Raw genomic sequence first — 13,864 nt, forward strand, 5'->3', positions numbered from 1 at the left:
CTATCCTCCCGATGGTGGCAAGCGGTCCGCGAGCGCGAGCGTCGCGAGGCGCATCGATTCCATGACGTTGGCAAGCCCGCGCAGTTCCATCAGCAACGCGCGGCGGGCGTTCAGGCTGTCGGGCGTCGCCGTCCCCGCCATCCCCATATGCCGCATCAGCGACAGGCCGTTGGCGAACAGCAATTTGCCGATCGCCGCCTCGCTGCTGATCCGGCGGAGCAGATAGGCCTGCTTGCCTTCGACGAGCGCCGCGTCGAGCAGCGTCTTTTCGTCGATCTCCTCGCCCGGCCGCGCGCGCGCCGCAAGGTCGGCGACGACCGAATAGGCCTCGGCAAAGGGCAGCAGGATCGCGTGGCCGACGAGCGGCTGGCAGCGCCGGATAAGCTGTGCGACACCGCGGTCGCCACTTGCAAGGCGGCGATCCCACACCGGATCGATCCGTTCGAGCTCGGCCTGCAGCGCGGCCATATGCTCGCCCCGCGGCGGATAGAAGAATTCGAATTTGAACAGATCGCGCAGGCGGTCGATCTTCGCCCAGAAGGCCGCGGTCGCATCCTTGCTGTCGCCATCGCGGAGCTCGAACAGCGCGATCTCGATCATCGCGCGATCGAGGAAATGGTGGACGATGATGTTGCGGTAATAGCTCGCCATCGGATGCTTGGCGGGGTCGATCGAATAGACACTCTCGCTGCCCGCCTCGTAACGCGTCAGCAGCCCGCTCGCGACGAGCGTGTCGACCGTCGCCGACAGCGCGGCATCGTCGCCGCTTTCGAGTTCCTTGCTGAGCCGGATGCCGCGGGCGCGCGCCCAGTCGGCAACCGCCGCGATGGTCGCGAGCAATTCGGTCGCGGTCACCCCGCGCGGCGCGGTGCCGAGCAGGATCAGGCACATCACCGAGGTCACCGTCAGCGGCGTCACCCGGTTCGCCTCGACCGCGACCGCGAAGGCGATTTTTTCGAGCGCGCGCTTGTCGTCGGGCCCCGGCGCCATATCGATCACCACCGGATTGCCGATGTCGAGCCGGATGCGCCCCGACGGCGCGCGCAGGCTGCGCATATAGCCGAGAAACCAGCTCAGGCTCTCCGGCTTCTTGTTCCGCCCCGTCTGCTCGGCGGCATATTCCTCGACATCGCGGATCAGGTCAAAGCTCGTCACGAAAGGCACGAAATGAACGTCGCGCGTGCCGGTCGCATGCGCCGCGTCGAGGACATATTTCATCAGGCCATATTTGGGCGGCATCAGCTTGCCGAGCCGCGAGCGCGTGCCCTCGAACGCCCAGGACAGCGGGAAGCGCTTGGCGAGCAGCCAGGCGATATAGTGACGCAGCACAACCTTGTAGACCGGCTGCCCCTGAAAGCTGCGGCGGATGAAAATCATCCCCGAGCGGCGGAAGAATTCGCCCATCACCGCAATGTCGAGATTGGCACCGCCGAAGCTGTGCAGCATCGGCATGTCGTTCTCGTAGAGCAGCCGGCTCGGCGTCGCGCCGTCGATATAGGTCTTGTGCGTGAACAGGATGCAGGTCGGATGCTCGCGCAGGATCGACCGCAACCGGGCGAGTTCGACCGCGTCGGCCTCCATCTCGGGCGCGTAGCCGCCGAACATCATCCGGTCGAGCTTGGCGCGAAGGTCGAGGAACAGCGCGCTCGGCCGGGCGATGACCTCCTTCATCAGCGGCCGTGCTTCGCGGTAGAGATCGCCGACCGGGCGGCCGAGCGTTTCGGACAGCTCGGCCAGCGCGGCGCGGAATTTCGGGCTCGTGCGCAGGCCGTCGGCGACGAAGCGCGGCACCTTGTAGCGGCTGCCGCGGATGCCGCGTTCGGCGACGTCGAGCGCGAGCCCCGCCTGCCGCGCGACGAAGCCCGCATATTCGGCGCCGCCTTCCTCCCCGCCGTCGCCGCCTCCCGTCTGCGCCAGAAAGCGATCCTTCAGCGCCGCCTGCGTGGCCGCCTCGCCGACGAGGATCTGCGCGCGGCGGCGGTCGCGCCACAGGATGAATTGCGAGCGCAGCGGCCCCGGCTGGCGCGGGTCGCCGAAGATCAGATGGCGGAATTTCAGCGCCCGGTCGCGCTCGAACCCCGGAATGCGCCAGGCGACGCGCAGCGGCACAACCTGCCGCCCGGGCGCTCCGGCGAGCCGCGCCTTCAATTGATCGAGGTCGAGCGCATGGTCGCCGTCGGCGATCGACAGGCTGGCCCATTGCGGCGCGCGGTCTCCCCCCAGATCGCCCGCCGTCGCGTGGATCCAGTCGAGCAATATGCGCCGCTCGACCCGGTTGCGCGCGTCGATGATATAGAGCCGGTCGGCCGCCTCCTCCGCCACGATTTCGGTGCGGGGCGTTCCGTCCGCCACGCCTTAGCCGGCCCGTCCCTTGCCGGCCGCAGGTTTTTTGGCGGGTGGCTTTTTCTTGGCCGGTGGCTTTTTCGCCGCCGCTTTCTTCGGCGCCGGCTTCGCTGCCTTGGCGGCGGGCGGCGGCGCCTCGGCAGCGACCGCTTCCTCGGCGCTTTCCTCCGCCTGCCCCAGCGCGCGCAGGAACATATTACGGACGTCGCGGACATGGGCGTTCATCGTCCGCGCGCTCCACTTCGAGGTGTCGACCGGCGGCAGCACGGTGACGCGCACCGTCGCCGGGCGCATCACGAACTCGTTCTTCGGCGCGACGTCGGTCGCGTTATGGATCACGATCGGGACGATCGGCACCCCGGCCTGCATCGCCAGATGGAAGGCACCCTTCTTGAACGGCGCCAGCTTGGGAGTCAGCGTCCGCGTCCCTTCGGGCGAGATGCAGATCGACTTGCCTTCCTCGCGGATCGCATCGACCAGCGGCTCCATCGCCTTGATCGCGCTCTTGCCGTCGGCGCGGTCGACGAAGACGGTGCCGCCCCATTCCATCAGCTTGCCGAGGATGGGGATATCCTTGATCTCCTTCTTCCCCACCCCGCCCATGTCGCGGCGGATGAGCTTGGCGAGGATCATCACGTCCGCCTTGCTCTGGTGGTTGAAGATGAATACGCACGGGCGCGACGACCAGAGATGGCGCTCGTCCTCGACCTCCAGCTCGACCCCGGTGATCGCGGTCGCGAAATCGCCGAACAGCCCGATCGAGAAATTCGCCGCCTCGCGCTGCGAACGCGTCAGTGCCCAAATCGGCAGCCCCGCGGCGAAGGCGCCGACCAGCGATCCGGTCGCATAGATGGTGCGCGTATAATCGATCCACGACGGTGTGCCGCGGCTCGCAAAGCGCTGCACCGGCCAGTTGCGTTCGTCGGCGATACCCTTCAACTTCATGTTCGGGTTGAGCGGGCGCGGCTTGCCGACGCGTTCGAGCAGTTCGATATCGTCGTCGCTGTCCGAATAGAAAAAGCTCTGATCGAGATCGAGGCCATATTCGGCCGCCAGTTCCTCGGCCGCGAGCACCTTGCCGTCGCCGAAGCACAGCGGGCGGATGATGTCGCCGGTGAACACCCCGTCCTCGATCTCATAGGCCGAGCATTTGATGTCGGTGATGCCAAGGTCGCGCGCGGTCGGTTCGATCTGGTAGATCGTCGCCGACGAGATGATTGCGACGCGGTGGCCCTTCGCCTGATGCGCCTCGATGATCGCGCGCGTCTCGGGATAGATTTTCCGGGCGATGTGCTTCTTGTAGAGTTCTTCGCCGAACTCGACGAAGCTTTCCTCCTCGACGCCCTTCATGAATTTGGCGGCGGCGGACATCAGCCCCGAGAAGCCGAGCTGGCCAAGGCTGTGCTGCGCAACGACCTGTGCGGTCTCGGCAATCTCCTCGACCGACATTTCGCGGCGCTGGAATTTCTCGCGCAGCATCGCGGTCGCCGAATAGCCCGAGATGATCGTGCCGTCGAAATCGAACAGCGCGGCGATATGCGATCCCGGCTCCGACGCCAGCACTTCGTCCAAATGCGGTTGCGGCCTCGGCACGCGCACCCTCCCCACCAACGGCTATAATCCCGTCTATCTCTGCACGATGACAGGTAAAATGGGGTTAATCAATGGCCCGAAAGCGCCGATGCCTCGCGGGCCAGAGCTTCGATGCGGACGGGATCGAGCGGACCCGGCGGAACGATCCAGCTACCGCCGACGCACAGCACCGGATCGAGCGCGAGCCATTCGGGTGCGGTCGCGGGGGTGATGCCGCCGGTGGGGCAGAAACGGATTCCGCCGAACGGACCGGCGAGCGCCTTCAGCGCCGGAATGCCGCCGCTCGTCGCGGCGGGGAAGAATTTGAAGCGCGAGAGACCCATGTCCATTCCCAGCATGATGTCCGATGCGTTGGCGGTGCCGGGAAGAAACGGAATGCCATTGTCGATGGCAGCCTTGCAAAGCCCGGCTGTTATTCCAGGCGAGACAATGAACTCGGCGCCCGCGTCGATGCTCTTATTCAGGTCAGGCTGGTTGAGCACCGTCCCCGCGCCAACGACCGCGCCGGGCACCGTCTTCATCGCCGCGATTGCGTCGAGTGCGGCAGGAGTGCGCAGCGTCACTTCCAGTACTGGCAGCCCGCCAGCAACGAGTGCCTCGGCCATCGGTACCGCGTCCTCGACACGATCGATCACGATCACCGGGATCACCGGGGCAAGGCGCATGATCTGGTCGATGGACTGGGTCAAACTACGGCCTCCATGGCGGCGAGCATCGCCGATCCGCCCTTTTCGGCTTCGTCGGCGTGATGGCGGAACAGCGCGAATAGCTCGCGGCCAACGCCGAGCGCAGGCGGCGGGGCAATGGCGGGAGTGCGCGCCGCCCATTCGGCTTCGTCGACCAGCGCGACGACCTCTCCCCTCACCGCACAGACGCGCACGACGTCGCCTTCTTGGAGGTAAGCGAGCGGACCGCTCACGCCGTCGGGACCGGGCAGCGCCTCGGGCGAAAGATGGATCACCGCGGGCACCTTGCCGCTCGCGCCCGACATGCGGCCGTCGGTCAGCAAGGCGACGCGATAGCCCTTGTCCTGCAGCACGCCAAGCGCCGGGGTCAGCTTGTGCAGTTCGGGCATGCCGTTGGCGCGCGGTCCCTGGAAGCGGACGACGACGACGATGTCGCGGTCGAGCTCGCCCGCCTTGAACGCGGTCAGCACCTGATTCTGGTCGTCGAAAATCCGGCACGGCGCCTCGATCGTCCAGCGATCCTCGGCGACCGCGCTCGTCTTGATGATCGCACGGCCGAGATTGCCCGATAGCAGGCGCATCCCGCCGTCGGGCGAGAAAGGCGCTGGGACCGGACGCAGCACCGTGTCGTCGCGGCTTTCGGCGGGCGCTGCCTGCCAGTGCAGTTGGCCGTCGACGAGTACGGGCTCCGACGCATAATCGGCCATCGTTCCGCCGACGGTCAGGACATCATCATGCAACAAGCCGGCGCCGAGCAGTTCGCGCACGATGAAACCGATACCGCCGGCCGCATGGAAATGGTTCACATCGCCCGCGCCGTTCGGATAGACCCGCGCCAGCAGCGGCACCGCATGGCTGAGCTCGTCGAAATCCTGCCAGTCGATGACAATCCCTCCTGCGCGCGCGATGGCGGGCAGGTGGATTGCATGATTTGTCGAACCACCTGTTGCGAGCAGGCCGATCGCGGCGTTGACGATCGCCTTTTCGTCGATACAGCGCGCCAGCGGGCGATAATCGTCGCCGTCCCAGCCGATCGCCGCGATGCGGTGCGTCGCGGCACGCGTCAGTTCCTGCCGCAATTTGGTACCGGGGTTGACGAAGGCGCTACCGGGAATGTGCAGCCCCATCAGTTCCATCATCATCTGGTTCGAGTTCGCGGTGCCGTAGAAGGTGCAGGTGCCCGCGCCGTGATAAGACGCCGCCTCGGCCTCGAGCAGTTCGTCGCGGCTCGCCTTGCCTTCGGCATAGAGCTGGCGGACGCGCTGCTTTTCCTTGTTCGCAAGCCCCGACGGCATCGGCCCCGCAGGGATGAGAATTTGCGGCAGATGACCGAAGCGCAGCGCGCCGATCAGCAGCCCGGGAACGATCTTGTCGCAGATGCCGAGCAGCAGCGCGCCCTCGAACATCGCATGGCTCAACGCGATCGCGGTGCCTTGTGCGATAGTGTCGCGGCTGAACAGAGACAGGTCCATCCCCGCCTGCCCCTGCGTCACCCCATCACACATGGCCGGAACGCCGCCCGCGACCTGCGCGGTGACGCCGGCCTCGCGCGCGAACAATTTGATCTGCTCGGGATAGCGGCCGTACGGCTGATGCGCCGAGAGCATGTCGTTGTAGCTGGTGACGATGCCGATGTTCATCGCCGCGCCGGTGCGGATCGCCGCCTTGTCGTCGCCCGCTGCGGCAAAGCCATGCGCCAGGTTGCCGCACGACAGATTGCCGCGGTTCGTCCCCGCCTCGCGCTGGCGCTCCATCAGATCGAGATAGGCGGCGCGGCTCTTGCGGCTGCGCCGGGCGATCCGCTCGGTCACTTTTGCGATGGCGGGGTGCAGATCAGTCATGCCAGCTCGCTCCGTAGCGCTCGATCAGCGCGATGGCGCTCGACGGCCCCCAGCTTCCCGCCGTGTAATTCTGCGGCGCCATGTCGACCTCGGCCCAGGCGCCGAGAATCGAATCGATCCACTGCCACTGCGCCTCGACCTCGTCGCGGCGCACGAACAAGGTCTGTTCGCCCTCGATGAAGTCGAGCAGCAGCCGCTCATAGGCAATCCGCCGCCGCTCGCCCTCGAAGCTGTGCGAGAGCGAGACGTCGAGCGTGACCTCTTTCAGCTTCACGCCGTCGCGGTCGAGCCCCGGCTGCTTCGCCATCACCTTGACCCGGATATTCTCCTCGGGCTGCAGGTTGATGATCATGCTGTTGGCGTCGAGTTTGCCCGTACCGACGCGCGCGAAGATATTGTGCGGCACCGGCTTGAACTGGATCAGCACCTCGGATTTGCGCTGCGGCATCCGTTTGCCGGTGCGCAAGTAAAAGGGGACGCCCTTCCAGCGCCAATTGTCGATGAACGCCTTGATCGCGACGAAGGTTTCGGTGTTCGACGGCTGGCCGAGTTCGTCGGCATAGCCCGCGACCGCGACGCCCTTCACGGCGCCGCTCGTATACTGGCCCTTGACGCTGTGCGCCTTGACGTCGGCGGCGCTCAGCTTGCGCAAGCTACGGAGCAGCTTGACCTTTTCGTCGCGCACCGCGGTCGCCGACACGCTGGCGGGCGGCTCCATCGCGATGATCGCGAGCAGTTGCAGCATATGGTTCTGCACCATGTCCTTGAGCGCGCCGACGCCGTCATAATAGGAGACGCGGCCTTCGAGCCCGACGGTTTCGGCGACGGTGATCTGGACATGATCGATCGCCTGCGCATTCCACAACGGTTCGAACAGCATGTTGGCGAAGCGCAGCGCAAGGAGGTTCTGGACCGTTTCCTTGCCGAGATAATGGTCGATGCGGAAAATATGGTCTTCGGCAAAGGCGCTGCCGACCTGTTCGTTGACCTCGCGCGACGAGGCGAGGTCGTGGCCGATCGGCTTTTCCATCGCGATGCGGCATTCGGCGCAAGCGATCCCGGCGGCGGCGAGGCCTTGCGCGATCGGGCCGAACATCGACGGCGGGGTCGACAGATAGGCGCCGATCGGGCGACCGAGCCGGTCGCCGAGTTGCGCCGCAAGGTCGTCGTATCCGCTGCCCGCGCCGGCATCGACCGGACAATAATCGATCCGGGCAAGGAAGCTACCGATCTGCGCCTCATCGAGCCGGTCGGCGGCGAGATGCTCGGTCAGCGCTTCCCGCACGAGCGCGTGACAACCGGCGCGGTCCATCTTCGACCGTCCCGAGGCGATGATCGTCAGCGTATCGGCGAGCAGCCCGTCGACGTGGAGATTATAGAGCGAAGGGAACAGCATGCGCTGCGCAAGGTCGCCCGTTGCGCCGAACAGCAGCAATGTCTCGACTTTCACGCTCACGCTCATCCCCTTGGATATCCGCGAGCTTAGGTGGAGGATGCATCGCCCGAATGCAACGCAGCATACGTAGGCCGGAGAATGACAGCCTGCGCGGCAGACATGACGGGCGGTCAGTTTTCTTCGTCATGCTGAACTTGTTTCAGCATCCATGGCCCGGACCTTTCCCTTGACCCAGCATTAGTCGCAACGACAGGCCATGGACCCTGAAACAAGTTCAGGGTGACGAGAGTTGAGAGGGATAGATTCCATTTCGCATCGAACCCTCATAAGAACCCGATCCAATGACCGAACCCGCTGCCCCTTATGATGTCATCGTCGTCGGCGGCGGTGTCAACGGCGCCGGCGTCGCGCGCGATGCCGCCGGACGTGGCGCGCGCGTGCTGCTGCTCGAAGCCGGCGACCTTGCGCAGGGCACCTCGTCGAAATCGACCAAGCTGATCCACGGCGGGCTGCGCTATCTCGAACATTATGAATTCGGCCTCGTCCGCGAGGCGCTGAAAGAGCGCGAAATCCTGTGGAGCATCGCGCCGCACATCATCTGGCCGCTGCGCTTCGTCCTGCCCTATCGCACCGGCCTCCGCCCGCGCTGGCTGCTGCGGCTTGGCCTGTTTCTCTACGACCATATCGGCGGGCGGAAAAAACTGCCCGCGACGCGCTCGATCGATCTGGCGCAGCACGAAGCGGGCGCGCCGCTTCAATCGCAATATGTCCATGCGTTCGAATATTCGGACGGCTGGGTCGACGACGCCCGGCTCGTGCTGCTCAACGCGCGCGATGCCGCCGAGCGCGGTGCGCGAATCCGGACGCGCACCCGCGCCGAAACCATGCGCGTTGAAGACGGGCTATGGGTGGTCGAGGGCAGCGACGATCGCGGGCATCGCTATCGCTTCACCGGCAAAAGCCTGGTCAACGCCGCGGGCCCGGCGGTGCTCGACCTGCTCGCGCGCGCCTCGGCGCCGCCCAATTACCGGATGCGGCTGGTGCGCGGCTCGCACATCGTCGTGCGCCGGAAGTTCGCGCACGACTATGCCTATTTCTTCCAGCTTCCCGACGGGCGCATCTTCTTCGCCATTCCGTACGAACGCGACTTCACGCTGATCGGGACGACCGATCAGGATCATGACGGACCGCTCGCAGAGGTGCATGCGAGCGCCGACGAGATCGCCTATCTCTGCGAAGGCGCCAGCGAATATTTCCGCGAGCCGGTCACCCCCGCCGATGTCGTCTGGACCTATTCGGGGGTGCGGCCGCTGATCGAGGACGGATCGGGCCGCCCCGAAGCCGCGACGCGCGGCTACCGGATCGATATCGACGTCGACGAAGGCGCGCCGCTGCTCACCATCTATGGCGGCAAGATCACCAGCTATCGCCATGTTGCCGAGCATGCCGTCGACGAACTGGCAGGCCATCTCGATGCGGTGTCGACCAGACACTGGACCGCTAAAACGCCGCTTCCCGGCGGCGATTTCCGGATCGACGGCGCCGGCGCGCTCAAGGCCGAATACAAGCTTGCCCATCCCTTCCTGTCCGCCGCGACGGTCGACCGGGTGGTCAAGGCCTATGGCACCGACGCCCGCGCCTGGCTCGGCAAGGCCGAAGACTGGGACGCGCTGGGCGGCGAAATTGCCCACGGCCTCAGCGCGGCCGAAGCCCAGTGGATGATCGAGCGCGAATGGGCGCGCGACGTCGAGGATATCCTTTGGCGCCGCAGCAAGCTCGGGCTGCTGTTTGGTGCGGATGACGTCGCGAAGCTGGCGGCCTGGCTGCAAGCGCGGCGACCGGCGGGCCAGCCGGCCTGATCATCCGCCGGCCAGCGCCAGCGCGTCGGCGCCGGCCGGAAAATGCGACCGGCCGCTTATGTCGTGCACGGCCGCCCATACTGCCTCTGCAACGTCGGCCTCGGTCGTGAACAGCGCAGGCTCCGCCATCGCGGCGAGGATCGGCGCGGCGTAGCTGCCATAGGGTTCGGGCAGCACGTCCTCGAGCCGGATATCGGTGTTCTGCGCAAAGGCGGTCGTCGGCCCATAGCCCGGTTCGACGAGCTTTACCGATATGCCGAGCGGCGCCAATTCGTGCGCGAGGCTGCCGGTGAAGCCCTGAATCGCGCTCTTGCTGCCCGTATAGGCGGCCGCGAGCGGGAACGGCGCCAGCGTCGCCGACGAGGTGACGTTGACGATCGTCCCCGAACCACGCATCCGCATCTGCGGGATCGCCGCCTGCGTCATCGCGATCGTGCCCAGCGTGTTGGTCGCATAAACGTCGCGGATCTTTTTCATCGGCGAATGTTCGAGCGCGCCGAACAGGCCGATGCCGGCATTGTTGACGAGCACGTCGATCGGCCCCGCACGTTCGAGCGCTAGCGCGATGCTGTCGGGGTCGTTGACGTCGAGCGCTAGGATGCGCAGCCGGTCGGAGGCTTCGAAGAGGTCGGGACGCGGCGTGCGCATCGTCGCGACGACGTTCCAGCCGCGAGCGTGGAAATGGCGGGCCGTCGCGAGGCCGTAGCCCGACGAACAGCCGGTAATCAGGATGGTCTTCATCGTCTTGGTTCCTTTCATCCGGGGACGAAAAGCCTCTAGACCGGTCGTTTCGGACTATCTATAATTCAAAATCCACATTTCTTTATTAAACGTCCCAATATGCTCGACCCCCTCTCCGACCTCATCGCGCTGCTGCGACCGAGCACGATCTTCTCGAAGGGGATCAGCGGCGCGGGTGCATGGGCGGTGCGCTATTCGGATTTCGGGCACCCGAGCTTCTGTACGGTGCTCGAAGGATCGTGCCGGCTCGCGGTCGATGGGCAGGCGGCGGTGACCTTGGAGGCGGGCGATTTCATCCTGCTGCCCGCGACACCCGGCTTCACCATGTCGGGCTTTGTCCCCGCCGAACCGTCCCTGCTCGACCCGCATGCGACTGCCGGGATGACCGGCGAGGTTCGGCACGGCCGCGCCGACGGCCCGTCCGAGGTGCGGATGATCGGCGGCTATTTCGCCTTCGCCTCGCCCGACGCCGGCGTGCTGGTCGAGCAATTGCCCACAATGATTCACCTGCGCGGCGCAGAGCGGCTGACGGCGTTGGTCGCAATGCTGCGCGAGGAGACGGGCGCCGAGCGGCCGGGGCGCGACCTGCTGCTCGCGCGGCTGGTCGAGATATTGCTGGTCGAAGCGCTGCGCGCGGCCGGCGCCGCGGAGACGCCGCCGGGGCTGCTGCGCGGCCTTGCCGACCCACGGCTCGCGGCGGCGATAAGGCAGATGCACGCCGAGCCCGCGCGGGCGTGGACCACCGCCGAGCTGGCGAGGGAGGCGGCGCTGTCGCGCTCGGCCTTTTTCGAGCGCTTCGCGCGCACTGTCGGCGTGCCGCCAATGGAATATCTGCTCGGCTGGCGGATGAACCTCGCGAAGGATCTGCTGCGCCGGGGCGCGGGGCGGATCGAAGAGATCGCGCTCACCGTCGGTTACGGGTCGGCGAGCGCCTTCAGCACGGCGTTCGCGCGGCAGGTCGGGATGCCGCCGAAGCGGTTCGCCGCGATGGCGGCCGCATGATCCTCCCCATCGACTTGCGATGGGGAGGTGGCAGCGCGAAGCGCTGACGGAGGGGCAATAGCGCTGACGTCGCTGACCCCTCCACCACTCGCTTCGCGAGCGGTCCCCCTCCCCATCGCAAGTCGATAGGGAGGATGATCTCACGCTGCCGCGGCTTCCACCTCGGCCGGCAGGCGGATCATATAGTCGAACGCCGACAGCGCCGCCTTCGACCCTTCACCCATCGCGATGACGATCTGCTTGTACGGCACCGTCGTGCAGTCGCCCGCCGCGAAAACGCCCTTCTGGCTCGTCTCGCCGCGATGGTCGACCTCGATCTCGCCATGCCGCGACAAAGTGACGCTATCCTTCAGCCATTCGGTGTTCGGGACGAGGCCGATCTGGACGAAAATGCCTTCGAGTTCGATCTGGTGCAGTTCGTCCTTGTTGCGGTCCTTGTAGCTGAGCCCCGTCACCTTCTCGCCGTCGCCCAGCACTTCGGTGGTCAGCGCCGAGGTGATGATCATGACGTTGGGCAGGCTCGCGAGCTTGCGCCGCAACACCGCGTCGGCGCGCAGCTCGCTGTCATACTCGATCAACGTGACATGCGCGACGAGACCCGCGAGGTCGATCGCCGCCTCGACGCCGCTGTTGCCGCCGCCGATCACCGCGACGCGCTTGCCCTTGTAAAGCGGGCCGTCGCAGTGCGGGCAGTAGGCCACGCCCTTGTTACGATAGGCATCCTCGCCCGGCACGCCGAGCTGGCGCCAGCGCGCGCCGGTCGAGAGGATCACGGTGCGCGCCTTCAGCGACGCGCCGCTCGCAAGCTTCACCTCGTGGAGGCCGCCTTCGACCTTCGCCGGGATGAGCTTTTCGGCAAGCTGCAGGTTCATGATGTCGACGTCATAGTCTTTGACGTGCTGTTCGAGCTGCGCGACGAGCTTCGGCCCCTCGGTGTGCTGGACCGAGATGAAATTCTCGATCGCCATCGTGTCGAGCACCTGCCCGCCGAAGCGCTCGGCGGCGATGCCGGTGCGGATGCCCTTGCGCGCCGCATAGATCGCGGCCGCGGCGCCCGCCGGGCCGCCGCCGACGACGAGCACATCGAACGCCTCCTTCGCGGCGATCTTCTCGGCCGCCTTGGCCTCGGCGCCGCTGTCGAGCTTCGCGAGAATCTGTTCGAGCTCCATCCGGCCCTGACCGAAATTCTCGCCGTTGAGGAAGATCGTCGGCACCGCCATGATCTTGCGATCCTCGACCTCGGCCTGGAACAGTCCGCCGTCGATCGCAGTGTGCGTGATGCGCGGGTTGACGACACTCATCAGGTTGAGCGCCTGCACGATGTCGGGGCAGTTCTGGCACGACAGCGAGAAATAGGTTTCGAAGTGATAGTCGCCATCCAGCGCCGCGACCTGCTCCAGCACCTCGGGCGCGACCTTCGGCGGATGGCCGCCGACCTGGAGCAGCGCGAGGACGAGCGAGGTGAATTCATGGCCGAGCGGAATGCCCGCGAAGCGCACGGCGACCTGCGCGTCGCTGGCGCGGCGGATCAGGAAGCTCGGGCGGCGCGCATCGTCGTCGGCGCGTTCCACGCTGACCATGTCCGACAGTGCGGCGATTTCGTCGAGAAGATCCGCAAGCTCGGCCGACTTGGCATCGTCGCCGAGTGACGAGACGAGTTCGATCGGTTCACGAAGGTTCGTGAGGAGGCCTTGAAGCTGCTGCTTCAGATTGGCGTCGAGCATGGGGAGAGCTCCTGCGAGAGGGGGAGAGAAACCGTGGGGCGGCAGTCCAGCCACCGCCCCTCCGGCAGTAGTCGTTCAGCTTAGATCTTGCCGACGAGGTCGAGCGAGGGGGCGAGCGTTTCGGCGCCCTCTTCCCACTTCGCGGGGCAAACTTCGCCCGGGTGGCTGACCCAGTACTGCAGCGCCTTGATCTTGCGGAGCAGTTCGGCGGCGTTGCGGCCCACACCCTCGGGGGTGATTTCGAGGAGCTGGATTTCGCCCTGCGGGTCGAGCACGAAAGTGCCGCGGTCGGCCAGGCCGACGCCTTCACGCAGCACTTCGAAATTGTTCGACAGCGTGTGGTTCTGGTCGCCGACCATATAATAGTTGATCTTGCCGATCGCCGGCGACGTGTCGTGCCAGGCCTTGTGGCAGAAATGCGTGTCGGTCGACACCGAATAGACCTCGACGCCCATCTTCTGCAGCGTCGGATAGATGTCGGCGAGATCTTCGAGCTCGGTCGGGCAGACGAAGGTGAAGTCGGCCGGGTAGAAGAAGAAGACCGCCCACTTGCCCTTCACGTCGGCGTCGGTGATGTCGACGAACTTGCCGTCCTTGAACGCGGTCGCCTTGAAGGGTTTGAGGGTGGTGTTGAGAACGGACATGGAGAGCCTCCTTTGTTGTTGGAGGCTCCCCCTAG

The 13,864-nt window shown here is 66.0% G+C and carries 10 protein-coding genes; 2 read left to right on the forward strand and 8 right to left on the reverse strand.

What is annotated here, in order from left to right:
* From AN936_RS15565 to zwf, 5 genes are all read right to left on the reverse strand, one after another.
* Positions 1-2,352, reverse strand: coding sequence for a glycerol-3-phosphate 1-O-acyltransferase (locus tag AN936_RS15565; RefSeq protein WP_054588905.1), 2,352 nt, complete (start codon positions 2,350-2,352; stop codon positions 1-3).
* Positions 2,353-2,355: 3 nt separating this feature from the next.
* Entirely contained in the window at positions 2,356-3,936 is a 1,581-nt protein-coding gene (locus tag AN936_RS15570; RefSeq protein WP_234715594.1) for an HAD-IB family hydrolase, read from the reverse strand.
* A gap of 68 nt (positions 3,937-4,004) precedes the next feature.
* Complete coding sequence (locus tag AN936_RS15575; RefSeq protein ID WP_257719782.1) at positions 4,005-4,625, reverse strand: bifunctional 4-hydroxy-2-oxoglutarate aldolase/2-dehydro-3-deoxy-phosphogluconate aldolase; 621 nt, start codon at positions 4,623-4,625, stop codon at positions 4,005-4,007.
* Positions 4,622-6,463 carry a phosphogluconate dehydratase gene (gene edd / locus AN936_RS25550; RefSeq protein ID WP_054588907.1) on the reverse strand — a complete coding sequence of 614 codons (1,842 nt, stop codon included), beginning with the start codon at positions 6,461-6,463 and terminating at the stop codon, positions 4,622-4,624. The genes AN936_RS15575 and edd overlap by 4 nt, the downstream gene beginning before the upstream one ends.
* Positions 6,456-7,925 (reverse strand): glucose-6-phosphate dehydrogenase, encoded by a 1,470-nt coding sequence (gene zwf / locus AN936_RS15585; protein ID WP_084758429.1) that lies wholly within the window; start codon positions 7,923-7,925, stop codon positions 6,456-6,458. The genes edd and zwf overlap by 8 nt, the downstream gene beginning before the upstream one ends.
* Before the next feature lie 275 nt (positions 7,926-8,200).
* On the opposite strand from zwf, the gene glpD reads away from it, so the two are divergent.
* Positions 8,201-9,718 (forward strand): glycerol-3-phosphate dehydrogenase, encoded by a 1,518-nt coding sequence (gene glpD / locus AN936_RS15590; protein WP_054588908.1) that lies wholly within the window; start codon positions 8,201-8,203, stop codon positions 9,716-9,718.
* Here glpD and AN936_RS15595 read toward each other — a convergent pair whose 3' ends face one another.
* Positions 9,719-10,459, reverse strand: coding sequence for an SDR family oxidoreductase (locus tag AN936_RS15595; RefSeq protein ID WP_054590336.1), 741 nt, complete (start codon positions 10,457-10,459; stop codon positions 9,719-9,721).
* A 99-nt stretch (positions 10,460-10,558) separates the two neighbouring features.
* On the opposite strand from AN936_RS15595, the gene AN936_RS15600 reads away from it, so the two are divergent.
* The gene (locus AN936_RS15600; RefSeq protein ID WP_054588909.1) at positions 10,559-11,461 is read left to right on the forward strand and encodes an AraC family transcriptional regulator; all 903 of its coding nucleotides are present in this window, start codon (positions 10,559-10,561) and stop codon (positions 11,459-11,461) included.
* Between the two features lie 140 nt (positions 11,462-11,601).
* On the opposite strand, the gene ahpF is transcribed toward AN936_RS15600, so the two are convergent.
* Positions 11,602-13,185 (reverse strand): alkyl hydroperoxide reductase subunit F, encoded by a 1,584-nt coding sequence (gene ahpF / locus AN936_RS15605; RefSeq protein ID WP_054588910.1) that lies wholly within the window; start codon positions 13,183-13,185, stop codon positions 11,602-11,604.
* 80 nt (positions 13,186-13,265) lie between these two features.
* Positions 13,266-13,829, reverse strand: coding sequence for an alkyl hydroperoxide reductase subunit C (gene ahpC / locus AN936_RS15610; RefSeq protein WP_054588911.1), 564 nt, complete (start codon positions 13,827-13,829; stop codon positions 13,266-13,268).
* Between the last annotated feature and the right edge of the window lie 35 nt (positions 13,830-13,864).

The sequence above is a fragment of the Sphingopyxis macrogoltabida genome (genome assembly GCF_001307295.1).
In the GTDB taxonomy this organism is placed as follows: Bacteria; Pseudomonadota; Alphaproteobacteria; order Sphingomonadales; family Sphingomonadaceae; genus Sphingopyxis; species Sphingopyxis macrogoltabida_B.